At 42.6% G+C, this 25,092-nt stretch carries 19 protein-coding genes; 6 read left to right on the top strand and 13 right to left on the bottom strand.

Features of this window, described 5'->3' with window-relative positions; all coding sequences use genetic code 11:
• Positions 1 to 87: 87 nt before the first annotated feature.
• Positions 88 to 1,020 carry a GyrI-like domain-containing protein gene (locus tag Q0192_RS11915; protein ID WP_299289704.1) on the bottom strand — a complete coding sequence of 311 codons (933 nt, stop codon included), beginning with the start codon at positions 1,018 to 1,020 and terminating at the stop codon, positions 88 to 90.
• Positions 1,021 to 1,415: 395 nt separating this feature from the next.
• Here Q0192_RS11915 and Q0192_RS11910 point away from each other — a divergent pair, with 395 nt between their 5' ends.
• Complete coding sequence (locus Q0192_RS11910; protein ID WP_299289703.1) at positions 1,416 to 3,452, top strand: glycoside hydrolase family 65 protein; 2,037 nt, start codon at positions 1,416 to 1,418, stop codon at positions 3,450 to 3,452.
• Between the two features lie 86 nt (positions 3,453 to 3,538).
• On the top strand, positions 3,539 to 4,864 hold the full coding sequence (locus Q0192_RS11905) for a vanadium-dependent haloperoxidase (protein WP_299289702.1): 1,326 nt from the start codon (positions 3,539 to 3,541) through the stop codon (positions 4,862 to 4,864).
• A 299-nt stretch (positions 4,865 to 5,163) separates the two neighbouring features.
• Here Q0192_RS11905 and treF read toward each other — a convergent pair whose 3' ends face one another.
• The 4 genes from treF to Q0192_RS11885 all read right to left on the bottom strand — a co-directional run bounded on the left by treF (position 5,164) and on the right by Q0192_RS11885 (position 11,942).
• Entirely contained in the window at positions 5,164 to 6,726 is a 1,563-nt protein-coding gene (treF, locus tag Q0192_RS11900; RefSeq protein WP_299289701.1) for an alpha,alpha-trehalase TreF, read from the bottom strand.
• Between the two features lie 158 nt (positions 6,727 to 6,884).
• Complete coding sequence (locus tag Q0192_RS11895) at positions 6,885 to 8,627, bottom strand: alpha-glucosidase (RefSeq protein WP_299289700.1); 1,743 nt, start codon at positions 8,625 to 8,627, stop codon at positions 6,885 to 6,887.
• A gap of 482 nt (positions 8,628 to 9,109) precedes the next feature.
• Positions 9,110 to 11,530 carry a mechanosensitive ion channel domain-containing protein gene (locus Q0192_RS11890; RefSeq protein ID WP_299289699.1) on the bottom strand — a complete coding sequence of 807 codons (2,421 nt, stop codon included), beginning with the start codon at positions 11,528 to 11,530 and terminating at the stop codon, positions 9,110 to 9,112.
• 76 nt (positions 11,531 to 11,606) lie between these two features.
• Positions 11,607 to 11,942 (bottom strand): hypothetical protein, encoded by a 336-nt coding sequence (locus tag Q0192_RS11885; RefSeq protein WP_299289698.1) that lies wholly within the window; start codon positions 11,940 to 11,942, stop codon positions 11,607 to 11,609.
• A gap of 123 nt (positions 11,943 to 12,065) precedes the next feature.
• On the opposite strand from Q0192_RS11885, the gene Q0192_RS11880 reads away from it, so the two are divergent.
• Positions 12,066 to 12,203 (top strand): hypothetical protein, encoded by a 138-nt coding sequence (locus Q0192_RS11880; protein WP_299289697.1) that lies wholly within the window; start codon positions 12,066 to 12,068, stop codon positions 12,201 to 12,203.
• 501 nt (positions 12,204 to 12,704) lie between these two features.
• A complete protein-coding gene (locus Q0192_RS11875) occupies positions 12,705 to 12,860 on the top strand; it encodes a hypothetical protein (RefSeq protein ID WP_299289696.1) in 156 nt (51 codons plus the stop codon).
• Positions 12,861 to 12,956: 96 nt separating this feature from the next.
• Here Q0192_RS11875 and tpx read toward each other — a convergent pair whose 3' ends face one another.
• The 5 genes from tpx to Q0192_RS11850 all read right to left on the bottom strand — a co-directional run bounded on the left by tpx (position 12,957) and on the right by Q0192_RS11850 (position 20,415).
• Complete coding sequence (gene tpx, locus Q0192_RS11870; protein ID WP_299289695.1) at positions 12,957 to 13,553, bottom strand: thiol peroxidase; 597 nt, start codon at positions 13,551 to 13,553, stop codon at positions 12,957 to 12,959.
• 506 nt (positions 13,554 to 14,059) lie between these two features.
• Entirely contained in the window at positions 14,060 to 16,915 is a 2,856-nt protein-coding gene (locus tag Q0192_RS11865; RefSeq protein WP_299289694.1) for a type I restriction endonuclease subunit R, read from the bottom strand.
• Positions 16,915 to 17,499, bottom strand: coding sequence for a transposase (locus Q0192_RS11860; RefSeq protein WP_299289693.1), 585 nt, complete (start codon positions 17,497 to 17,499; stop codon positions 16,915 to 16,917). The genes Q0192_RS11865 and Q0192_RS11860 overlap by 1 nt, the downstream gene beginning before the upstream one ends.
• Before the next feature lie 94 nt (positions 17,500 to 17,593).
• On the bottom strand, positions 17,594 to 18,835 hold the full coding sequence (locus tag Q0192_RS11855) for a restriction endonuclease subunit S (RefSeq protein WP_299289692.1): 1,242 nt from the start codon (positions 18,833 to 18,835) through the stop codon (positions 17,594 to 17,596).
• On the bottom strand, positions 18,832 to 20,415 hold the full coding sequence (locus tag Q0192_RS11850) for a type I restriction-modification system subunit M (protein WP_299289691.1): 1,584 nt from the start codon (positions 20,413 to 20,415) through the stop codon (positions 18,832 to 18,834). The genes Q0192_RS11855 and Q0192_RS11850 overlap by 4 nt, the downstream gene beginning before the upstream one ends.
• Positions 20,416 to 20,761: 346 nt before the next feature.
• Between Q0192_RS11850 and Q0192_RS11845 the strand changes: the two genes are divergently transcribed.
• The gene (locus Q0192_RS11845) at positions 20,762 to 20,908 is read left to right on the top strand and encodes a hypothetical protein (protein WP_299289690.1); all 147 of its coding nucleotides are present in this window, start codon (positions 20,762 to 20,764) and stop codon (positions 20,906 to 20,908) included.
• A gap of 180 nt (positions 20,909 to 21,088) precedes the next feature.
• On the opposite strand, the gene Q0192_RS11840 is transcribed toward Q0192_RS11845, so the two are convergent.
• Positions 21,089 to 21,253 (bottom strand): hypothetical protein, encoded by a 165-nt coding sequence (locus Q0192_RS11840; protein ID WP_299289689.1) that lies wholly within the window; start codon positions 21,251 to 21,253, stop codon positions 21,089 to 21,091.
• A 402-nt stretch (positions 21,254 to 21,655) separates the two neighbouring features.
• Between Q0192_RS11840 and Q0192_RS11835 the strand changes: the two genes are divergently transcribed.
• Positions 21,656 to 22,276 carry a hypothetical protein gene (locus Q0192_RS11835; RefSeq protein ID WP_299289688.1) on the top strand — a complete coding sequence of 207 codons (621 nt, stop codon included), beginning with the start codon at positions 21,656 to 21,658 and terminating at the stop codon, positions 22,274 to 22,276.
• Between the two features lie 810 nt (positions 22,277 to 23,086).
• Here the strand turns inward: Q0192_RS11835 and Q0192_RS11830 are convergent.
• The gene (locus Q0192_RS11830) at positions 23,087 to 24,559 is read right to left on the bottom strand and encodes a rubredoxin (protein ID WP_299289687.1); all 1,473 of its coding nucleotides are present in this window, start codon (positions 24,557 to 24,559) and stop codon (positions 23,087 to 23,089) included.
• A gap of 6 nt (positions 24,560 to 24,565) precedes the next feature.
• On the bottom strand, positions 24,566 to 25,092 hold a 527-nt coding region (locus Q0192_RS11825), incomplete at its 5' end, for a (2Fe-2S)-binding protein (RefSeq protein ID WP_299289686.1).

The raw sequence follows: 25,092 nt of genomic DNA, 5'->3' as shown, positions 1-25,092 counted from the left end.
TAGCATAAAATTGGTGTTGAAGTCTTTTTAAAATTTATGCCGGTAAAAGAAGCATCAATAATCAAAATTGATGCCGCTGAAATAAAACTAAAAAATTGGATAGTAAATTATGGTAACCCATTTTGCCGTATCGCTTTCTTCGGATCGGTCGGTAATTAACGATTCAAAAGGCATGGCCGGCGAAACCAGGTTATGGTCTTTTTTGTACTTTTCCAGTTGGCTAAAAGCATTACGCGTGGTATTTAGTCCGCCTTTTACGGTTGTTTCCAAAATATTTCCGCCTAAAACCATTTTGTTAATTACCATATTTTTTGGTGGATGAATCGCTTTATTCACCGGTATACCAACCATCACTTCGTACTTTTTAAAATCGGTTTGATGCACGTTGAGCATTGGCGCATCGGTTTCTTTGGCTTTCTGTTTGCGGATTTCCTGCTTCAATTGATCAACCAAACTGTAAACCTGCCTCATTTCCGGATATTGCTGTGTTACAATATGGATGGCCAAAATGGTCGAATCTTTCACTTTGCTAACCCGCACGTCCATTTTGTAAATGTTTCGGTCATTTTCTATAAAACGCTTAAAATGGAGCAAAATAGCGTTCATGTCTTTTTTAACCCGCTTCATTTGCAAATAAGCAGTAAAACGGCTAATTGGGTTTAAACTGCTCGTTTTAACGCTGTTCCAGTTCAGCTTTACTTTATCCGCATCGGTAGCAATAAAAGAAAGCTGCGTGTTTAGGCTGAGGTCAGGATTGCTGATCAGCAAAACCACATCATCATTGTTAAGTTGTTTTATTGTGTACAAATGGTTGTGGTATTGGTATTCAAAATCCGAAGCAGCAGTTCCGGGCCACCACTTTTTCCACTCTTTTTGGTACGCTAAAAACTGAAAAGCATGTGCATCACTCGTATTTACGGTGATATTATTGATTGAAATTTCGGTTGGAATTAAAAAATACACACCTGCCAAAATAAGGACGAGCAGTAAAAACAGGCCGGCAAAAATTCTTTTCAGCATAAACAGCAACAATGTTTTTAGGATAGAAATGAAGCAAGCACCAGTTTTAGATACTTGCCATGTAGCATAATCAATAATAATAATTTAACTGCGAATTACCGTTTTTTAGGTGATAAAAGAAGTATCAACAATTTGTAACGCATCAATTTGGGGATTGAAGAAATGATGCCAGTTCAGCGAGTTTGCCAGCCAAAACCACAGCACAAACAGCAGGGATGTTATAAACAGTAAAGCATTTCGTAAACGTTTGCTGGATTTTTAAATTTCCTAATATTGTGATACCAAAAATTTCTTGCCTAACTTAGCCCAACCAATTATTTAATAATCTGAAGCAACATTAATTAATCGTACAAAGTATTAATTATAAACCTGCCTTTTATGCCTGTAGCAAATCCATGAAAAAAATTGCATTCGTTTTATTTCTTTTAAACCTGCTTCAGCCCAAACTTTTCGCTCAAAACATTAATCCCTGGCGTATCACCGCCGATAAAATTGATCCTGCAAATTATTTTGGCGTTACCGTTGCCAATGGCATGATCGGGATTGTTTCTTCCCCCGAACCTTTTAAAGTGAAAAATGTGGTGCTGGCCGGGGTTTACGATCAGTACGGCCGCGGCCGAGTGAGCAATTTCCTCAATAGTTTTAACTTGTTGAACATGAATTTGGACATCAACGGAAAGCGTTTGGATGCCAAAGCCGCCAGCAATATGCAGCAGCAACTGGATATGCAGCATGCTTCTTTTACCACTACTTTTTTGTACGCTGATGACGCAACTGTAAAATACACTTACTATTCTTTGCGCCAGTTGCCGTTCACAGTTTTGATGGATATTTCCATCACGGCGAAAAAAGACATCACCATTACCCCGGCCAGCGTAATGGAAGCGCCGGATGCTTTGCGCGAAGTGCAGAATTATTATAACGAGATTGACCGGCCGCACGTAACCTTAAAACTGCTTACTTCTACGGCCAAAAGCCCTACCGGGAAGTTACAATTGTGCGCTTCTACCAGTTTTTTGTTTAATGAACCGCACGGGCAAGAGCCAGCCGTAATCCACGAAATGTGGGACAGCAATATGCACCAGATGAAATTCAGCAAAAGTTTGAAGGCCGGCGAAACTTATACTTTTTCGGTGGTTGGTTCCTCCATTACTTCTGCCCACCACGATGACCCGCTGAACGAAGCCGAACGCTTAACCATTTTTGCCCGGTTGGAAGGACACGACCGCTTGCTGAAATTTCATAACCAAGCCTGGGACGAGTTATGGAAAAGCGATATTAAAATTGAAGGCGACGCGCAAACTCAGCAAGATGTGCACAGTATGTTGTACCATTTGTATTCGTTTTCCCGCGCCGGAACTGCTTTTTCGCCTTCGCCGATGGGGCTTTCGGGCTTGGGTTATAACGGACATGTTTTTTGGGACACCGAAGTTTGGATGTACCCGGCCTTGCTGGTTCTGCATCCGGAGATTGCCAAATCATTGGTCGAATATCGTTTTGAACGGTTGGAAGCCGCCCGCAAAAATGCTTTTTCCCACGGTTTTAAAGGGGCGATGTTTCCATGGGAAAGTGCCGGGACAGGTGTAGAAGAAACGCCGGTTTGGGCTTTGAGTGGTCCTTTTGAGCATCACATCACAGCCGATGTGGCCAACGCAGCCTGGAATTATTACTGCGTAACACAAGATAAAACCTGGCTGCGCGAACGGGGCTGGCCGATACTTTCTGCTGCAGCCGATTTTTGGGCAAGCCGCGTAGAAAGAAACGGAAACGGGCATTTCGACATCAAAAATGTAGTAGCAGCCGATGAATGGGCAGAAAACGTGGATAACAACGCTTTTACCAACGCAGCGGCAAAAGTAAACCTGCAAAACGCAGCGGCAGCAGCTAAATTATTAGGGTTTCCGGCTAATGCAGATTGGGCTTTGGTGGCTCAAAATATCCCGATTTTGAAAATGGCAAACGGCGTAACGCAAGAACATGCTTCCTATCATGGCGAAGGGATTAAACAGGGCGATGTAAACTTGTTGCCTTATCCGCTTAAAGTAATTACGGAACCTGCGCAAATCAAAAAAGACCTGAGTTATTATGAAACGCGAATTCCGAATGAAGGGACACCGGCCATGACGCAAGCTATTTTTGCCTTGTTGTATGCGCGCTTGGGCAATGGGGAAAAGGCTTATCATTGGTTTAAAGAATCTTATGAGCCAAACTTAGTTCCACCTTTCCGCGTAATCGCAGAAACGAAAGGCGGGACAAACCCTTATTTTGCCACAGGTGCAGGCGGGATTTTACAAAGTTTGCTGATGGGTTTTGGCGGGTTAGATATCACGCCAAATGGTATTACGCAAGTTAAAAGCAAGCTTCCTGCTAAATGGAAATCGTTGACGATTACAGGTATCGGCCCGGAACATAAAACTTATATGGTTAAGTAAAATTGAAAAAGCAATTTTCCATATTCACTCCAATTGTTTGCCTGCTTCTTTTATCGGGCAAATTTTTATCTAATTTTTGAATGAGCATGAAACGCCTTCTTTTTTTTATAGCAGGAATTATTGTTTTATCCTCCTGCAAAAAAAACGACTACAAACAAATCCTGCACGACCCAGCAATGTACAGCCGAACCGTGCACGAATTGAACGGTATTGTGATGGGCAATAACTTTACGCCGGTTGTTGCTTCCAGAAACTACGCTTATGCCAATATTGCTGCTTATGAAGTAATTGCTGCTGGAAACCCGCAACATTATACTTCGCTATGCGGCCAGTTAAATGGCTTAAAAGAAGTGCCAAAACCCGCAGCAGGCGAAAAAATAGATTTTGAATATGCTGCATTATTGGCTTTTTGCGGCGTTGGGCAAGCGGTTACTTTCCCTGAAGGAAGCATGCAATATTATACTGATAGTTTGCATACGATGGCCAAAGAACACGGGATGCCCAGCGAAATGATTGCCGCATCCGAAAGTTATGCCAAACAGGTTACCGCTGCGATTGTAAAATGGAGCAAAGGCGATAATTATTTAAAAACCCGCAGTGCTTCAAAGTATTCGGTCAAAAGCAATATTTCAGGCCGGTGGATACCAACGCCGCCTTCGTATGCAGCAGCAGTAGAGCCGCATTGGCAGCAAATTAGGCCGATGTTGATGGATAGTGCCAGTCAGTTTCGGGTTCCGCCGCCACCAGTTTATAATGTACGTGATAAAAACAGTAAGTATTACCAGGAAGTGAAATACATGCTGAACGTTACCGGCAAACTAACGCCCGAGCAAAAGGAAATTGCCGATTTTTGGGACGATAACCCAGGGAAATTAAATGTGTTGGGCCATGTACAGTACATCACCAAAAAGTTTTCGCCGCCCGGACATTGGATGAGCATTGCCGGAATTGCTGCCCAAAATGCCAAAGCTGATTTCCCGACCACGGTTTACGGTTTTGCCAAAACTTCGATTGCTTTGTTTGATGCCTTTATCCAATGCTGGGACGCCAAATATTTTTACAATACTGCCCGACCGGAAACCGTAATCACGAAATTTTTTAATGCCGATTGGCGCCCACATTTGCAAACGCCGCCTTTTCCCGAATATACTTGTGGCCACTCTACCATTTCATCGGCTGCTGCCGAAGCATTAACGAGTGTTTACGGCGATCATTTAGCTTACCGTGATACTTCGGAACTGGAGTTTGGCATCAAAAGCCGCATGTTCAAATCCTTTTATGCGGCTGCCGAAGAAAACAATTGGGCGCGCTTTTACGGCGGTTTGCACTTTCATAATTCCTGTATCGTTGCCCATGCGTATGGAAAAAAAGTTGGCGATTTGGTGGTGGATAAATTGGTGATGAAGAAGTAGGGAAGACGGTTGTTATCAAATTTATGCCGGTAAAAGAAGTATCAGGTTACTGGGTAAATTATGATAACAAGCAAGAATTGTAGGGGTTTTGGCTAAAGCTTGTGCCTGTTTGCTAACCCCCGGCCTAAAGGCTGGGGCAATATACCCAAAGCTTATCTTACAGGTTTTTTTACAATTTCCCCGGCCTTTAGGCCGGGGATAAAAAATGATGGCATTGGCTTTAGCCAAAAAAACAATGAAATTTAAACCACCCTAAACCCTAAACTTAAATTTTATCCGATAAAAGAAGCATCGGTAATTTAAGGATTGACATGATACCGGTTCATTAAATCCAGCAAAACACCATTTGTCCAGCCGAAACCGTCCTGTAAAGGATATTCTCCGCCGCCTGCTTTCACGTCCGTGTCCAGCACATTGTACTTTTCCATCAGCTTTCCGGTTTGCTCAAAAACACGGTTGTTAATGACGATCCATCTTTCGGCAACCTCTTTGGCCAGCTCTTTTTGCTGGTATTTTTCCAGGCCGTCAATCGCCATGTATTCCAAAGGTGCCCAGGCGTTTGGCGCGTCCCATTGCTGGCCTGTACGGTTAACGGTACTAACCAAACCTCCAGATTTTAAAAACTTGGTTTTTAATTTTTGCGCTACACTTTCCGCCTGGGTTTTTGAAGCCAGCCCAAACGCCAAAGGAAAAACGCCGGCAAGGGTTTCAACCGGAGAAACCTGCTGCAGCTTCCAGTTGTAATCCATAAACCAGCCTGCCTTTTCATCCCAGCAATAAGCTAAAATTGCTTTTTTCCGTTCTGCGGCTTTGGCTTGATAGTACTGTTTTTGCGCCGTATTTCCTTGTAAAGCATACGATTGTGCAATTACGGTTTCCAAATGGTACAGCAAACAGTTCAAATCAACCGGAATAATATGGGTAGTTTGAATCGTTTCCAGTTTGCCGGAAGCATCAAACCAACGGCTGCTAAAATCCCAACCGGAAGCAGCGGCGGCACGGATATTATGGTAAAAATCAGGCAGTTTTTGTTTGGTCAATTTGGCTGCTGCCACATCTTGTTTGTATGATTCTTCCCGCGGTTGGTCGCTCGTGTCCCAGTAACGGTTTAATAAAGTCCCGTCATTTAGCCTTACCAAAGTTTTAAAAGCTTGACCGTTTTTTAAATTGTTCGTGCCGCTCATCCAGTATGCGTATTCTTTCAAAAGCTCGGGCTGGTAATGCACTAAAACGGTATCGCTTTCAATTTTTGCCAGCAAACTAACCATCATGGCAAAAAACGGCGGTTGCGAACGGGTTAAATAATAAGTCCGGTTTCCGTTGGGGATAAAGCCAAAATGGTCAATCAGGTAAGCAAAATTGTCCACCATATTTTTGATCAACTGGTTTTTGTGGCTTTGTTTTAAACCCAGCATCGTAAAATAAGAATCCCAATAATAAACTTCCCTGAAACGGCCGCCGGGAACAATAAAATCGTGTGGCAGCGCAATCAAAGAAGAATAGGGAGGAACTATGTTGTGTTTTCGGTACAACACCTGCCACAAGGTATCAATATGTTCGCGGATACCGGCTTTAACATCGCTCGTAAAATTATTGCTGCCGCTTCCGGGCGCGGTAAAGTAAGCGTCTACAAATTGTTTCAGGTCGAAATCCGGTTTGTTTTTTTGCTGGTTGTAAGCTTTTAAAATAATTGCAGGGTCTTGTTTTGGGAGGGCATCAACAAAAGTTTTATTATCAGGATAAACGCCTGAAAGCTGCACCGCCTGAAACAAGCCCGGAAACAATTGTGCCGGTGAAAGTTGCTGTGCATGGGCAACCGCAAAAAATAAACAGGCAATGCTTAGGGTAAAAAACTTTTTCATGGTTGTAGCTTTAGGCAAGTGCAAATTTACAAACCTGTTTTAATTTCTTCCTGCCCATTTCCCGGATGCTTCTTTTAGCACCTAAAAATCAGTGTGGTTTGTAGTAAGTTTACAGCCCGAAATTATGGTGGTAAAAGAAGCATCAACAATTTAAGGTTTTAGAGCTGGTAAACCACGGCTTCATAAGGGCGCAGTTTGGCATCTTGCGCAGGTTCGGCGTAATTCCCCAACAATACTTTTGCTTTGGCCAGGTCAATCCCTGTGTTTACTACAGCCGCTTTATTTTTAAAATTGAGGAGGACGAGCAGTTTTTTGCCGTTGTACTCGCGGGTATAAGCATAAACGTTGGGGTTGCTTTTGTCAAGCAAAGTGTATTTGCCATAAACCAGTACCGGGTTGTCTTTTCTAAGTTTTACCACTTTTCTGAAGTAGTTTAAGCAACTGTTCGGGTCTTTGTCTTCTGCCGAAGCATTGATCGTTTTGTAATTTGGGTTAATTTTTAACCACGGCGTTCCGGTAGTAAAACCTGCATTTGCCGAACCGTTCCAGGGAAAAGGCGTACGGCTGTTATCGCGGTTTTCTTTTCCGGCCAATTGCAAAAATTGCTTCAGGTCGCCGCCGGTGTTTTCCATATGCTGGTATTCGTTCCGTAAAGCAATGTCGTTATAATCTTCTATTTTGGTGAAACCGGCATTGGTCATCCCCAGTTCATCACCATTGTAAACATAAGGTGTGCCACGCATGGTCAATAAAAATGTGTTCAACATTTTTGAGGAAACTTCCCTAAATTCCGGGCTGTCGTTACCAAACCTGCTTACCAACCTGGCTTGGTCGTGGTTGGCCAAAAAGATAGACAACCAGCCTTTTTTGGCAAACGCGCTGTCCCATCTGCTGAAAACGTTTTTTAATTCCAACAAACTGTAACCGTTGGCCTTAGCAACGCTAACGCCATCAAAAGCATAAGCCATATTGAGTTCGTGGCGGTCGGCATCTACCATATCATGTGCATCTTGCAAGGAGTTTCCGGCACCTTCTGCTACGCTCATCAGGTTGTACTTGCTGTAAATCTCGCGGTTCATTTCCTTTAAATAATCGTGCAAGTGCGGACCGATGGCATAATACTTCATAAAATTTTGTCCGTTCACTGGTATTTTCGGAAAAGTAGTGTCTTTTGCCGCAAACTGATAAGCATCCATGCGGAAACCGTCAATCCCTTTGTCTGCCCAAAACTTCATGATGCTGTACACTTCCTGCCTTACTTTCGGGTTTTCCCAGTTCAAATCCGGCTGCTGGACAGAAAAATAGTGCAGGTAATAAGCATTGGTGAGCGAATCGTATTTCCAGGCATCGTGGTTTACATCAAACAAACTGTAACGGTAGGGCGGTTTGCCCCGTTCTGCATTCCACCAGTGGTAATAATTACGGTAAGGGTTGCTGCGCGAGCTACGCGATTGTTTAAACCATTCGTGCTGGTTGCTGCTGTGGTTCACCACCAAATCCATTACCAGCTTTATGCCGCGTTCGTGCATTCCTTTCAGCATTTTGTCAAAATCGCCCATCGTACCAAATTCTTTCATGATGTTGCGGTAATCGCTCACATCGTAACCATTGTCTGTGTTTGGGGAAGAATAAACCGGGTTGAGCCAAACGGTATTGATGCCCAAGCTTTTGATATAATCCAATTTAGAAGTGATGCCGTTCAAATCGCCTACGCCATCGCCATTGCTGTCTTTAAAACTTCGGGGATAAATCTGGTAAACCACGGCTTCTTTCCACCAATTCTGATCGGCGGCAGAAGTGTTTTTTTGGTTTTGGCTCTTGTTATCTGCCTGTTTGCAAGCATTTAAAGCAAACAGGAGCAAAAATAAAACGGCAGTTGAACGGGTAATTGGATGGTTCATTGAGATTGAGGATTGATTGAAGCGAAGTTATATTATTTATTGTACTATTTGCGCAGGATAGGTTAAGCAAGCAAATTCCGTTTATTTTCAATGCTTCTTTTACCACATAAAAATCATTGGTTTGTGTCGCTTTTTTTAACGGTGAAGTTGTTTCAACTTTTTTATAAGAAGAAAGGATAGAAATCAATTCATCCCCCTAACCCCCTTCAAAGGGGGAAGCCTGTCGCTTACCTTTTTAACGGTTATAAGTTGGAGATAAACAGGTTGGAGATGAAAAGGTATACGCCCTGGCCCTCTTCCCCCTTTGAAGGGGGTTAGGGGGATGACCTTAATTTTTACTTGATAAAAGAAGCATTTGGAAATAAGTTTAAACAAATTAATATAAATACCAATACCAAAAAAACAGGCATAAAAGAAGTATCATCGGTTTTTGTAATGAAGGACAGGTTTTTTCCGGCCTTTTCAGCAGCAGCATTTCCTTTTCAGCCTTTTGGTATTTCGATGCCTTCTTTGGCAAATTCGGTGTAAATATCGCTCATCACGCTGCTTTTTAAACTTAAATAACGGGTAATCTCTGCAGCCCAAAACCAGGCCCTAAACTCAATTGCTTTCTCGCCAAAGTTGTTTAAAAAGATAGAGGGCTCGGGCGTTTTCATGATGTCTTCCCGGTTGGTGATCACTAAACGGAGGATCTCTTCAACTTTCAGCACATCTGACCCGTAAGCAACCCGCACCAAAAGTTCGACCCGGCGGTTGTTGTTGTTCAGCGTCCAGTTTACCACATGCTGCGATATCAGGTCGCCGTTTGGCACAATCAGTTCCGAACCGTCTCCGCACTCGATTTTACTGGAGCGGATGCCTATTTCTTTAATCGTGCCGGATTTCCCGCTCACTTCAATAATATCGCCTACCTGTACCGGTTTTTCTACCGCCAGGATGATGCCCGATACTAAGTTGTTCACGATGTTTTGCAAACCAAAACCGATACCTACGCCCAAGGCACCGATGATGATCGTTACGCGGTCCATCGGGATTCCGGCTGCCGTTATCGCCACAAAAAAACCAACCACAAATACCGTTAAACGGATCAGCAAAATGGAAGATCTGGTTTTTTTGGCCTGCGGCGTAAGCCAGGTTTGCTGTTCGGGGTTATCAAAAAAATAACTGATGACGCGGGCAAGCAAACCGGATATCCAGATGATGACCATAAAAATCAGCACGCTGCGGAACGTAAAGGCCGTACTGCTGAACTTGTAAGGACGGTTTAAAAAATCACTGGCCTCATCATAAATATAATCATCAATGGTGAGGTTTTTGGCCAAAGCAACCAGCCAAAGCAAAGCCGCCGCTTTAATCATATTTGCTTTGATTTTTGTTTGTAAGGTATTAAAATCAAAGTAAGAAGACACGTTTTTACTTTTGTCCGCTTTCCCGGCTTCCAACTGTAAAAACAGGCCCTCCATTACTATTTGCACCAACAAATAAAAGCCCATGGCCAGGCAAAGGTTTAAGGTACTGGTAACGCCCACTATTTTGGCCAGGCTAAACCTTCCTGCGATGTTTAACAAAACCGATATTGCCTGCAAAGCGATAAACACTTTTAATAGGGCATCGGTATATGGCGGATAAGCTGTTGAAGAATTTTCTAACTGCTTGATTAACCTGAGTGCCCGATAAATAATAAAGGCAGACAGCAGCAACAGGATGATGCGGTCGGCATAAGTTATTTGGATCAATAAACTGCTGATACAATAAATTATGGCCACTAAAAACAGCATGGCCCAAAAGCTGAACAAGGGTTTTGGCCAATAATTTTTGATCAGCAAGCCAATAGAAGCCATCATGACCAGGAGCATGGTATGCGAAAATACCTGTGCAGGATGGTCGTAAAAGTAAGGCGACAGGATGCTGGCCACGGTAAGGGCCGACAGAATCGGGTGTTTTACGATGTAATGGGTTTGGTTGAAAATGCTTTGGTAGCCTTGGTTCAGCTTCCTGATTTTTTGCCTGCTGTGGATGATCCAAATTAAAAAGCCGATCAGCAACAGCACGCTGATGATATGCGGCCAGTAGTTTGATTTGCTGGTGAAAAAGTACCTGTACAGCCTTGTATTAAGCTTGTAGGTTTTGACCAGGGCAGAATCCAAACGGTTTTTGCTTTCTTTTTGGTGCATGTCCCAAATAAAGCCATACTCGTTTGTCATGGCCTTGACCGTAAACTCATGGATCCTGAGGTCAATCCGGTCGTCCAGGTCAATCATCAAAATAGAAAGCGAGGAAACCCTGTTTTCCAACAGCCCGATTTTAATCATTGATTTTTCGGTGCTGCTATCTAAGCCTGCCCACTTTTTTTCCAACGCCTTTACCTGGATCAGGCTTCTTTCCCTCAAACTGCTGTCAGCAGGGGCGGTGCGCAAAGTAGAATCTGCTTTAAATGCTGCAATATCGGCGCCTACTTTGTCAAGCTGGTTGTTATAAAGGGTAAGCTGATCCTGCCAGGTGCCCAACTGTTCTTTCAGGTGGTCAATCAAGCTGCGTATGGTAACCAGGTTTCCATACGTCGTCGAGTTGTTGATGATCGTACGCATCGAACCCATCCTTCTTTCCAACTGGGGCAGGTTTTGGCTGATGTCCAACGTATCAAAGCCTTTGGAAAAATCCGAATTGATCTCCGTATAAGAACTGTTATAATCTTCAATCTTCCCCAAAAGCAGGTTAAGCGAACTTTTTGAGTGTTTGAAAGAGCGGATCACGGAATCCCTTTCCAATACTTTTTCGCGCAAAGAATCCCTGACCGAGCGGTGCGCCTTTGCCTTTTTGTTTTGGGCCAGGCCGTTTTGCAGGGATGAAAGCAGCAGCACAAAAGACAGAAAAATATAAACCGGCTTGAATGGGTTGGACATGGGTTGTTGTTTTATCGGATTTTTAAACCTCGTACGTTGAAAAAAAGGTTAGGGCGAAGATAGCTGCGCTACCGTTTTATTCCAACACCGGGAAAGCATGGCCTTTTTTTCCAAACCTATTATACCCTACAGCTTTTGCAAAAGGTACATTTAATTGTTGAACGGATGGCAGAATTGGTTTTGACAATTGTTTTGGCGATGGTTTAATCTCTGTGCAAGCTATTGCCGATGCTTCTTTTATCGGGTAAAAATTAAGGTCATCCCCCTGGCCCCCTTCAAAGGGGGAAAAGGGCCGGGGCGCATACCTTTCCATCTCCGAATTTCTAAACGTTAAAAAGGTAGGCGACAAGCTCCCCTCTTTAAAAGATGAAAAAGAGCCAGGACTTTTACCTTTCCATCTCCAAATTTCCAAACGTTAAAAAGGTAGGCGACAAGCTTCCCCTTTAAAAGATGAAAAAGAGCCAGGACTTTTAATTTTTCATAACCAGATTTCTAAACATTAAAAAGGTAGGCGACAAGCTTCCCCTTTTAAAAGATGAAAAAGAGCCAGGACTTTTACCTTTCCATCTCCAAATTTCCAAACGTTAAAAAGGTAGGCGACGAGCTTCCCTCTTTAAAAGATGAAAAAGAGCTGGGACTTTTACCTTTCCATCTCCAAATTTTTAAAAGTTAGAAAGGTAGGCGATGTACTTTCCCCTTTAGAAACGGAAAAAGAGCTAGGGCTTTTACTTTTCCATAACCAGATTTCTAAACGTTAAAAAGGTAGGCGACCTGTTTCCCCCTTTAGAAGATGAAAAAGAACCAGGACTTTTACTTTTCCATCTCCAGATTTCTAAACGTTAAAAAGGTAGGCGACAAGCTTCCCCCTTTAAAGGGGGGTTAGGGGGATGAGTTGCTTGTTATTGTAAATAGCCTTGTTCCTACAAAAAATAAAATTAAACAACGGTTGTTTAATCTCTGTGCAAGCTATTGCCGATGCTTCTTTTATCCCCAAATTGTTTAAACTTTTATTATTCATTTACAGATTTTTGTTAAAGGACACACCCCTTGCCCCTCTCGAGAGGGGAGGCATAGCTTGCTACTTTTCTAACGTTTAAAAAGGCGTCGTTTGCAGGTTCCCCTTTTGAGCGGGGCAAGGGGTGTGTCTTTTATTTTTATGCCCTAAAAGAAGCATTTGAAATTAAGTTTAAACAACTTCGTCATCAAAACCAACCAATTGTTTGTACTTCGGGAGAGGTTTATAAAAGCCAACACTGATTTTACCGGCATAAAAGAAGCATGGCCTGAAATAAACAAAGCTTTTGGAAATTTAGCCGAAAGCGTGTTTTAGGCGGAAAACAACGGGGCCAGACAACCGTAAACAAAAAGGCACAAGCGAAAACTTGTGCCTTTTTTAATAACCGGCCAGCTTACGCTAAACCCATACTTATTTTATGGCTGCAATGGCCGCCGTGTAGTTTGGTTCCTGGCCAATTTCCGGCACCTGTTCTTCATAAACAATCTTACCGGTTGGGTCCACCACAATCACGGCGCGGCTCAACAAACCCTTCATCGGCCCGTCGGCAATCTGCACCCCGTAACTGCTTCCGAAATCACTGCGGAAATCAGAAAGCATCACCACATTGTTGATGCCTTCGGCACCGCAAAACTGTTTTTGTGCAAAGGGAAGGTCTTTAGAGATACAAAGCACAGCGGTGTTTTTTAAGCCGGCCGCGTCCTCGTTAAATTTCCGTACCGATTTGGAGCAAACGCCTGTGTTTACACTCGGGAAGATGTTCATGATCACGTACTTGCCTTTATAGTCGGCCAGGGTTTTGTCGGAAAGGTCAACACCGGCCAGGGTAAAGTTTTTAACAGGTGTGCCCACGGCAGGCAGTTTGCCAACGGTGTGTACGGGTTTACCGCCTAAAGTAACGGTAGTGCCGGTAGTATTTTGGGCAAAAGAAACGGTGGCCATAAATAAGCCGGCCAAACCTATAAAAAGCATTTTCAGATGGTGTGTACCTTTGTTTTTGGTTGTCATATTAGTTTGATTGTTGTTTTAAGATAAGCAAATATAATGATTAAGGTGCAGGTATGGCTGTTGACGTATTTTTATTCGCAAACCTGCGGTTGCTCGCTATTTCCGTTTTTTTCCCTTGCTATAAAAGAACCAAAACATCAAGCATTTCGGATCGCCTCCGGGCGAAATGCAGCCCTACGCACTTGGGTGGTTACCTTGCAAGCGGCTTGTCTTTCTTGATAAAAACAAGAACCTCTTCATCCACCTAATTTATGCCGGTAAAAGAAGCATTTGCAATAAATAACCTAAATACGGATGTCAAGCGCAAAAGAGTTTGTAGCTGAGACAGACCTACTCATTCGTAATGAATTGCTCTCAATCCTTTCTTTTATCGTCCTTAAACACTTTGCATCCTTTGCGGCCTTGGTTTTAGATTAATGAAGCGCTAATTAAAATTAGGTTGGTAAAAGAAGTAGGGTGATTTGTATTTACAGGGTTATAGATTTAAAAGTTAAAGGAGGAAAAAGTTAAACTCCTACCATTCCATTAATAAACTTCTCTACAAAGCCAACAATCTTTCCTAAAATCCGGTCGCCTGTTTTCTTGCGCATTAAAATGGATGGTTTATCGCCTTCTAACAATTCCAGTACTTCGTCGCGCAAAGGTTCACGTTCTGCATAAAGATAATCTTCGATCATCTTTTCAGTTTTATCTGCCGAAAGTTTTTCTTCTTCTACCAGTTGCTCAAAAGCTGTCTGCTGCTCTTTGTTCCAAAATCGCTCAAATGCTTCCGGTATGTCATCCGTGTTCTCTAAAACCGGCAAATTATCCTGAATAAACTTTTCGATCAGTTCCCTTTTACTTCTTAGCGGTGCTTCTGTGTTTAAAAGATTAAAGATTTCCTTTTCAACCTGGGTTGTATCTTTTTTGGAGTTTGCTTTTAGTTTAATAAGCAACTGGATAATGTAGCTAACGTTAATCTCATCACGATGAATCAGTTCCAGTTCAAAGTCCACATCTTCTAAAATAGAAACCTTCTCTTTCTGGTCGTTACTTTTTGCCTTATCGTATAAATCCAGATACTTGCTTTTGTAATCTTCAAAAAGCTGTTCGGGCATTTCCACGCTATCCATGTCGTAATCAGCAAAAGCAGTAAGGATATTTTTAATGCGCATCAATTCGCGGAATGCTTTAATAAAGGCAAGTTCCTCTTCTTCGCTTTGCAAATCATTCACACTGTTTACCGTTGGTGTAATTTTCAGTAGTTCATCATATTCGTTGTTAAATTTCTCAACATAATCTTCAAAAGGTGCCATGATGATTTCTTCAATCGCTTTTTTATTGCTAAACAGTGTGATCGCTTCATCTGTAGCGTTCTTCAAGTTTCGGAAAACCACGATATTGCCCTGAGACTTCTTTTCGTCTAAAATCCGGTTAGTGCGTGAATATGCTTGTATGAGGCCATGATACCGTAAGTTTTTATCCACGTAAAGCGTATTTAAACCCGGACTATCAAAGCCAGTTAGAAACATATTAACCACAAACAGAATATCAATCTTCTTTTCCTTTACCTTTTTAGAAATATCTTTGTAATAGTTGTAAAAACTTTCACTGTCTCTGGTCGAAAACTTGGTATCAAATAACTGGTTATAATGACTGATAAACTCGTCCAGCTTTTCGCGGGTATGTACATTCAATCCGTATAAAACCTTTGGTTCTTCTGCAACAGAAAGTTCCTCGGGAATAAAACCATTTGCATCGGCATCGTCTTCGTTGGCAGCATAACTAAAAATGGTTGCAATTTTTAAACTGTGTTCACCGGCTTCTTTTTTATGCTGGAAGATGTCGTAATACTTAATCAGCGTATCAACACTGTTAATGCAAAACATGGCCGTAAAAGCCTGACTATGCGTTTTACGGTGATGATTAGCAATGATGTAATCTACAATTTTTTCTAAACGCAACGGCGATTCCATCAACTCTTGTGTGTCAATATCTTCTACTTCAATGTCCACTTCGGTTGCAGTATCTTTCCGTTTATATCGGCCAACGTATTCTACTGCAAACTTCAACACATTCTCATCTCTGATAGCATCGGTGATTACATATTTATGCAAGCATTCGCCGAAAAGCTCTTTTGTTGTTCTTTTGCCCAGTTCATTCTTTACGGCATTATCAGCAAAAATGGGCGTGCCAGTAAAGCCAAATAGCTGAATGTTGTTAAAAAAAGCTTTAATGCGCTTATGCGTGTCGCCAAATTGACTACGGTGGCATTCATCAAAAATAAAAACGATGCGTTCCTCCTTCAACTTCTCCATCTGGTCGAGATACTGCTTTTTACTGATGGCGGTGTTTAATTTTTGTATCGTAGTTACAATTAGTTTGGTATCATCAGTAAATTGCTTTACTAATGCTTTGGTATTGTCTGTTCCGTCTATGCTGCCTTTACTAAAGCTATTAAACTCTTTAGTAGTCTGGTAGTCCAGATCCTTCCGGTCAACCACAAAAACAACTTTCTTAATCTGGGGTAGGCCAGTTAAAATTTGACTGGCTTTAAAAGAAGTCAATGTTTTGCCCGAACCTGTTGTATGCCAAACGTAACCATTTTTGTTGCTGTTTTTAACCCGGTCTATTAAAGCTTCTACCGCGTAATACTGGTATGGGCGTAACACCATCAAAACCTTGTGTGCTTCGTTTAGCACAATATATTTGCATATCATTTTGCTGATATGGCAAGGTTCTAAAAAATCGGAAGTAAAACCGTTAAGGATATTGGTCAACCGCTGGTTTTCCCGGTCTGTCCAGTAAAAGGTTTGCTTAAATGTTTGGGTTTTGTTGTTGGCGTAATACTTGGTGTTTACACCATTGCTGATTACAAACAACTGCACATATTGAAAGAGGGCCGCACCTGCGCCAAATGAATGTCGCTGGTAACGGTTAATTTGGTTAAACGCTTCTTTCAGTTCCAGTCCGCGGCGTTTTAGTTCTATTTGTACCAAGGGCAAACCGTTTATCAGCAGCGTAACATCGTATCGGTTTTTGTATTTGCCTTCCATGCTTACCTGTTGCGTTACCTGGAAACGGTTTTGGCACCAATGCTCGGTTTGCAAAAACTCGAAATACAGGTTATCGCCATTGTCCCTCACCAAATGCTGCGAGCCACGCAGTGTTTTTGCCTTTTCAAATACCGAACCTTTGTTTAGCAGGTTAAGCACCCGTTCAAATTCTTTTTGGGTAAATTGGATGTTGTTGTGCTGCTCTAACTGCGTTTTTAAGTTGGCTAACAAATCCTGTTCATTTTTAAGTTGAACAAAAGCGTAACCCAGCTTCTGCAATTGTGCTACTAATTGTTCTTCCAATATTTGTTCCGGCTGTTTACTCATTATTGATAGAATTTATCGTTGCTCCAGTTGGCAGGATTGTTAAATATATAATTCTGGATGGTTTCAAACGAATCAGCATTACGGATAATATGATCGTGGAAACGGGTTTGCCATTCAAAGTTGGGATGGATAGCCCGCGCATGTTTTGAAACGACAGATTTGTAGGAACGGATGATGGTAGATATGGAACCGGATTTAGGAGAAATATGTGACATCTGACGATCGGCGTTTTTCGGTAGAGACGTTGCATGCAACGTCTCTACAAATCCAACCGGATCAACCCCGCAAACAAAACCATCATCCATTTTATCAATAATTAAAATACCATGTATATGGTTAGGCATCACCACAAAATTTCCCAATTCAACATAAGGAAAATGTGCCGGAATGGTTAACCAATATTGTTCTGCCAGTTTACCAAGCTCATTCAATTTCATTATCGAAACATTTGCATCTAAAATTTCACCAAAAAAAGGTTCCCTGTTTTTGGTACAGATGGTAATAAAATACGCACCATCAGAACGGTAATCCCAATTTTGCAACCGGGCGGAAGGAATGCGGTATTTATTTTTGAATTTATCCATCGTTTATTGTTTTATCGGTAGAGACGTTGCATGCAACGTCTATTGTATTTGGAGACGTTGCATGCAACGTCTCTACAAATGCAACCACCAACCATTACACAAACATTTTTTGCAATAGCCCTTTTTTGTAGTGTTCGGTTTTTTGGATTTGGGTTTGCGTTTGATTTATTTTTTCGTCGATGGCTGAAAGGAAATTGGCAATTTTGGTCTGTTCTTCGAATACTGGAATCGCTATCTCTAAACTTTTAAGGGATTCCTGGTTAATGTTTGTGTTCGCACTCGTTGTACTTAACGAAATTAGGCTTTCCCTAAAATTTTTATTTGCAAAACAATACTTCTTAAAGTTGATGTTGAGGTTTATTCTTTCGTCACGAAACCTAATTAAAAAACCACTAAAAACAGTATCTGGCAAATCCTCTAATATTAAAGAAGTTTCACCAACTCCACTTTTCTTAACAGAAGATCGGATGAATAATATATCTCCTTTTTTAAGATCATATAATTGAAGTTCTGTTTTCGTTGCATTTACTAAATCAAGATTTAAGTTCGATATTGTTTGTTTCCCAAATACATCCATTAAATTGACAAATGGAAAGCCATGTCCAAAATCTTCGGCTGATTTGTTTATTCCATTTTTAAATTCCCCAACCTCCCCCAACTTCTTCCTTTCCCAATCCGGAAAATCCTTCCCATCATCAGCCTTAAACCGCAACGCCTGCGAAAAAAGCTGCTGCATCACCCCTTTTTTGTATTGCGCCAACAGGTTTTTCTTTTGTTTAAGTTTGGTTAGCTTTTGATCTAAAACGGTAAAGAAAGATGCAATGCGTTTTTGTTCGGGAAGTGAGGGAAGAGAAATTACAATTTGTTCAATTTCAATTTTACTAATTTCTGGAAAAGTTGAACCATTTGCTCTTTTCAGAAGTTCAGCCTTATTCATCTTTATCCAATTGAAAACATAGATATTACTATTCTTTTCATTAACAATTAAAGATTGAAAACCTTGATTCGTTGAACATTCTTCTGTTGCAATTGCAGCTTCGCCAATTGTTGCTCTTGTTGTTAACAAAATCGTTCCCTTAGGCAATAACTTAGCAGAAGATTTTTTTAATCCCAGTTCTGTAATAGTTCTAACACTTTTAGATACGAAGTCTAATTTTATTTCTGTTGGCGTAAACCATTGAATATTCCCTTGCCAGTATTCGTTAACATTAGTTTCTGGGGTTCCGCCGCCAACAAAATTTCCTACTTCCCCTAATTTTTTACGCTCCCATTCTCCTTCAAATTCAGGAAAACGCAAAGCAGGCACACGCACGGATTTTGAAGTTTCTGAACTCATATTGCTAACGGAAAAGGTGTTTCAATACCCAATGCTGTACAAAAAGCAGCCAATTCGGTATCCGTATTTTTCATGTCAAGCTCCAAAGTTTGCAGTTCCAGGGCAATGGCGTTAATGTCCAACTGGTCGTCGGCTTCAAACGTATCCACATAGCGAGGAATGTTGAGGTTGTAATCATTTGCTGATACTTCTTTTATCGTACTTTTTTTGCTGTATTTCGGTATTTCCTGTCGGCTGCGGTAAGTATCAATTATTTGTTCGATATGTTCTGCACGCAATACGTTTTGCGTTTTTACCTTTTCAAAACCTTTGCTGGCATCAATAAACAAAATATCGTCCGGCTGTTCCCGGCATTTTTTAAACACCATAATACAGGTTGGAATACTGGTGCCGTAAAAAATATTGGCTGGCAAACCAATTACCGCATCCAAATAATTCCGGTTTTCGATGAGATACCTGCGGATATGCTGCTCTGCACCGCCACGAAACAAAGCACCATGTGGCAGCACAATTGCCATTGTTCCGTTTTCTGCCAGATGATGAATCATGTGTTGCACAAACGCAAAGTCAGCTTTGCTGCCTGGCGCTAGTTTGCCGTACTGACTAAAGCGGTCATCACTGGTAAACAAAGGGTTAGCACTCCACTGCGCCGAAAACGGTGGATTTGCCACGATCGCCTCAAACTCCCTTCCCAAATGCTGCGGATACTCTAAGGTATCTTCCTGTTTTATATCAAACTGACGGTAATTGATGCCATGTAAAATCATGTTCATCCGTGCCAGGTTATAAGTGGTGCGGTTTAATTCCTGTCCGTAAAAATAGCTTACTTGCGCTTCCTTTGCTACACGCAATAACAGTGAACCTGAGCCACAGGTAGGGTCATAAACGTATTTCAATTTTTTCTTTCCCGTGGTTACCAGTTTTGCTAACACAGAACTTACCTGTTGCGGCGTATAAAATTCGCCTGCTTTTTTGCCTGCATTACTGGCAAACTGCCCGATCAGGTATTCGTAAGCATCACCTAAAACGTCCATCTCGTGGAGTTCCAATTTAAAGTCTATTTTATCCAAATGCGCCAATACTCTGGCAATAATGCTATTTCTTGCTTCCGGAGTTTTGCCTAACTTGGTACTGTTTAAATCCAAATCTTCGAACAGATGGTCAAAGTCCTCTTCGCTTTCCGTACCCATTGTACTTTGTTGTATGTTGGTCAGGATTTTTTGCAGGTCTTCCAAAATAAAGTTGCTTTCATCTTCGTCTTTATCATCGTTGCCACGTTTAGCAACCTCGCTAAATAATTCGGAAGGTTTTAAAAAGTAACCCAATTTTTCTACGGATGCTTCTTTTATCGCTTCTAAATAATTTTTACCTTCTTCTGCGTACTCGTTAATTTCTTTGTATTTGAACAGATCATTTTGCAGGATTTCATTAGCGTATATTTCCATCCGCTCTGAAAGGTACTTGTAAAAAATAAATCCCAAGATATAATCCCGAAATTCATCTGCATTCATTTTGCCGCGTAAGGTATTGGCAATGTTCCAGAGTTGTTGCTCCAGTTGTTTCTTCTGATCTTCTGACATGTTTTATTCTTTTGTAGAGACGTTGCATGCAACGTCTCTACCCACAAACGAATGCCGCAATATAGCTACCGAAACGTGATTATCTCCGCTTATTATTCCATAAATTTTATTTTCAATTCGACTGTTCATTTTAGCCGCAAACATTTTTTTCTCCTAATCAGGCCGATTTGTAGGTTATTATTAGCATAAACTTCTTTTAATAAGTAACTTAACTTATTCCCAACCGTAATAAGCCACATATTTTTTCAACAAATACCTAACCTTTTATCATCCTTTAAACAACACCTTTATACAAACCGTTATCAAAAAAGCCCCCTTACTGTTTGTTACCTGGCAGCACCTGCATATGCTTACCCAGCAATGCGAAACTACTTGCCGGTTGGAACTTTCGCGCTATTGCAGCAAGTACGGGGTAGAGCGGCTAAACGTGTACCAGCTTTGCGAAGAATACCGGCTGACCCGCGAACAACTGTATTTCCACCTCAGTTTGTAATTGCGCCGGTTTATACTGCCGATACACCATGCCCTTTTGCCCTGCCGAAGGGCATTTTTTGTTTCTATGCTTCTTTGATGCACTAAAACTTGCGGAAAAGATGGCGGCAGGCCAAACGCTTGGGGAACAGCTTTAGGCTTTAAACAAAAGCCGGCTTTGCAGCTTGCCCGGCGGCAAAAGCTAAACCAGCCTCTGCCAAAACCCGCAACAATGGCCAAAAACCTGACGGGAAACGCCGGAACCCTGACGGGAAACGCCGGAACCCTTTGCGGAAAAGCCCCAATACGTTAAGGAAAGCCCGGATTGCTTAAAGGAAAGGCCGGGATACTTTAAGGAAACGGCCAAACCCTTTAAGGAAAGCCCAAAGTACTTGAAGGAAAGGCGGCAACCCTTAAAGGAAAAGGCAGATTACTTGAAGGAATGGGCAGAACCCTTGAAGGAAAACGCAAAACCCTTAAAGGAAAACACAAAACCCTTTAAGGAAACAGCCTTTTCCTTTAAGGAAAACGGCATTTTACCTACGGTTTTTCGCGGGTTTTGGCAGGAAAAAGCAGCCGAGGCCAAAAGCAGGCAAAAAAATTGAAAAACAACGTTTTTTGGTAAAGCAGGGCAAAAAACAGCAGTGTTTTTAAAGGGCTGGGAAAAGGCGGTAAATTGGCAAAAACGCGTTTTTTGGTTTGTTAAAGCAGGCTTATTTTCGTTCCAGTTAGCCGGGGGAATGGTCCTGCGGCGATAAAAAAAACCAATATGAAAAATGTTACCCTGATTAAAGATTACTCAAAACTGAGTGAATCTAACCTGGACTTAAAAGGCGGAAAAATTATTGCCGCCCTCACCGGCAACACGGATTTCCCGGCCACCGTGCCTTCGCTGGCCGATTTTACAACGGTCAAAAACACGTATTCGGCCAACTTGGTGGCGGCCTCCAGCGGCGACCGCGCGGCCATTGCCATGAAAAACCAGGACAAAGATTCGTTGCTGGGCGCGATGCGGATGCTGGCCATCAACCTGGAAGGGCTTTCGCTGGGCAACCAGGCCAAACTGGCCGGAACGGGCTTTGATTTGGCGGCTTCGGGCAGCAGCGTCCCGGCGATGCTGGCGCCAACGGGTTATACGCTTACCGACGGGCTGAACCCCGGCGAACTGAAATCAACCGTAAAAGGGGTGGCGCAGGCGGTGATGTACAGTCATGAATACTGCTTAACACAGCCCGATGAGGACACCAATTGGGTTACCTGGGTTACCACCACGGTTTCGACCACCTTTACCGACCTGCCCAGCGGCACCCGCATTTACGCCCGTGTGGCCGCCATCGGCCGTAAAGACCAGTTGGCGTATTCGGATGTGTTGTCGCGCGTGGTGCAGTAGTATGTTTTTTTGTTTAAGCAGGGAAAGGAGGTGGGGTTTGGCTTCTTTTTCCTGCTTTTGAGTTGTTGTTTGCCATTAGAAAAGTAGCCGCCCTGCTTCCCCTCTCGAGAGGGGTTAGGGGTGTGTTCTTTATTAACATTGGTAACGGGTCTTCGCCCTGTCTTTACGTTCTTTTTGCTTGAACAAAAAGAACCAAAAATTCAAGCATTTCGAATCGCCTCCGGGCGGCATTCAACCCTACGCGCCTGGGTGGCTACCTTGCGGGCGGTCATGCCATCGTAACAAAACAAGTACGTCCTTTCATCACTTAATTTATACCGATAAAAGAAGCATTTGCTCAACAAGCTTTAAAAGCGCAAGATAACCGCTGGACATTCCGAAGCGACAGGTAGCCGCCCAGGTGTGGTGGGCTGAACGGGTGCGCGGATGAGCGATCAGCCGTTCTTGATTTTTTGTTTCTTTTTGATCAAGCAAAAAGAAAGTAGCTCAAGCAACCGCAGGTTTGCGTAACGCTGTAATCAACACAAATAACGGGTCGTTGCCCTGTTTTTACGTTCTTTTTGCTTGATGAAAAAGAACCAACGAAATCAAGCATTTCGGATCGCCTCCGGGCGGCATTCAGCCCCACGCGCCTGGGTGGCTACCTTGCGGGCGGTCATGCCATCGTAATAAAAACATTAAACTATTTTCTTTAAACTAACTTCTTTCAACCACCTAATTTATACCGGTAAAAGAAGCATCAGGAACAATCCTTTCACCGCAACAAAAACTAAGGGCAACAACAACAATTTTTCTTAAACTCCCGTCAACTCAAAAAACTGGCACCGCCCTTTCTATCCTGACAAAATCTTCTTTGGGCGAGTCGCAGGTGGGGCAAGGGTAGGTGGTTAAAGCGGCAAAACCGGTTCCGGCTGCAATGCCGTTTGCTTCGTCGCCCCAGGCTTCATCGTATAGGCCGAGACAGTTTTTGCACTGGTAAACGAAGTACGAAGTTGCATTTGCACCGCTTTCTGCAACAGGGTTTTCAACAGGGGCGGGTTCTTCTAAAACCGATAAACTGTAATAGGCATCGCACAAAGCAATTAGTTCGCGGCCAAGTTCTGCTTGTTTCAAATGGCTTTTGTAAACGGTCAAGGTTTTGTTGTTGGGGTTGAAATCCGGCGTGTGCAAAATTTCAAACCTTGTTTCTGTTTCAACTTCAAGCAGTTTCCGGATGATGACCGAACCAAATAAACCCGACTTTAAATGTGTTTTGATGGCGAAACAAAGGCGGTAAGTGTGCAGGTCGGCTTCTTCAAACTGTTTTACCAATTCCTGCTTCAAGTGCAAACCTTCGGCACAATTGTCTTCCAACTGCCAGTTCAGTTCGTTGGAAGCATGGCGCACGTTGATGCGGTGTTGGTCCAGTATTTTCTCCCAGAAGTGGCGGTCGGCAGGTGCAATTTCCTTCACCAGCAATGATTTCCAAGGCGTGATATGCAACTGGCTGATACGGGTTTTTAAACACAATTTACAAATATCTTTTAAAAGGGCGATGGCAAAAGTCTCTTTGCGCCGGTAAATGCCCAGCCACAGTTTGTTGTTTCCGTATTTGTTAAAGCCTTCGTAATAAGGCAAAGAAAAGTCAGGCAGCTTTAGCGGTTGCTGGATGAGCTGGACGGGCATACTGTTTTTACCGGCAATTTTTTGGTAAAGCAGTACTTCGGCGTTGATGTTTGGCTGATCGAAAAACAGGTCGCGGTTTTCCAGAATATGCCTTTCAATCAGTTTGCTTAAGGTTGGGATATCTTCGGAATAAATTAAGGACGGCCAGCAGTACAACTGGTTGGTTTTGGGAAAGCGGACGTACAAAAACCAGTAGTTGCTCACTTCGGAAGCAATAAAATTAAAGTTGCCGGTAAAAAACGGGACAAAGGTTTGGTTGGCCGCCACCAGGTTGACCTTGAGTTTGGGTTGATAGTCAAACAAGTCGAAAATATCTTTATAAACCCCTTCGCGCAGCCAACCCGGATGGTCAAAAATATCATCGGTAACATACGAACTCAGGATGTTTGGATGATTGTCGGCATCCACTTCATAATGGATGTCGGCCATCAGCAGTTCGTGGTGCAAATCTTCCAGCAATGCTTCTTTTACCCTAAAAAAAAGTTGCTGTCGATTGCCAAAAACTACTTCGCCTGCGCCAGATTTTTCGGCAATGGCCAGCACTTCCTGCAAATCGCCCGGCGAAATCAGGCCGCCCGGCAGGTTAACTTTGATCAGGTGTCCGGTTGTTTCTTCCATCGGTCTTTACACTGCTTTTTCCAGCAGGTTGGCTTCTAAATATTCTTCCAAAATCCGTTTTACTTCCGGCCGGCAAGAACCGCAGCCGGTGCCGGCACCGGTTGCTGCGCTCAGTTCCTTTAATCCGGTGCAGCCGGATTTGATTTTCTGGCAGATGTTTTCGGCGCCCACATTATTGCAACTGCACACTAATTTCCCTAAAACCGGTTCCGCTTTCTTTCCGCTGCGCAGCAATTGCAGGCGTTTATCGCTTAGTTCTGTTTTGTTGGCAATCAGTTCTTTAAACTCCAGGAACTCGTTTTTATCGCCGATCAAAATTGCGCCGACTAATTTATCCTGGTAAACGATGCACTTTTTGTAATAGCGTTTGGCTTTGTCAATAAACACAATCTCTTCATAACCGCTACCTTCGGGGCATTCCGTTAAACCGATGCTGCACAAGTCAAAACCATGGATTTTAATAATGTTCATCAGCAAGCTGCCCTGGTAAAAAGCCGCAATATCGCCGCTTAAATAACGGGCAACGATATGTG

This window comes from uncultured Mucilaginibacter sp. (assembly GCF_937859865.1).
Taxonomy (GTDB): domain Bacteria; phylum Bacteroidota; class Bacteroidia; order Sphingobacteriales; family Sphingobacteriaceae; genus Mucilaginibacter_A.
Note: the sequence above shows the minus strand (reverse complement) of the source record. Positions and strands in the feature narration are given on the sequence as shown.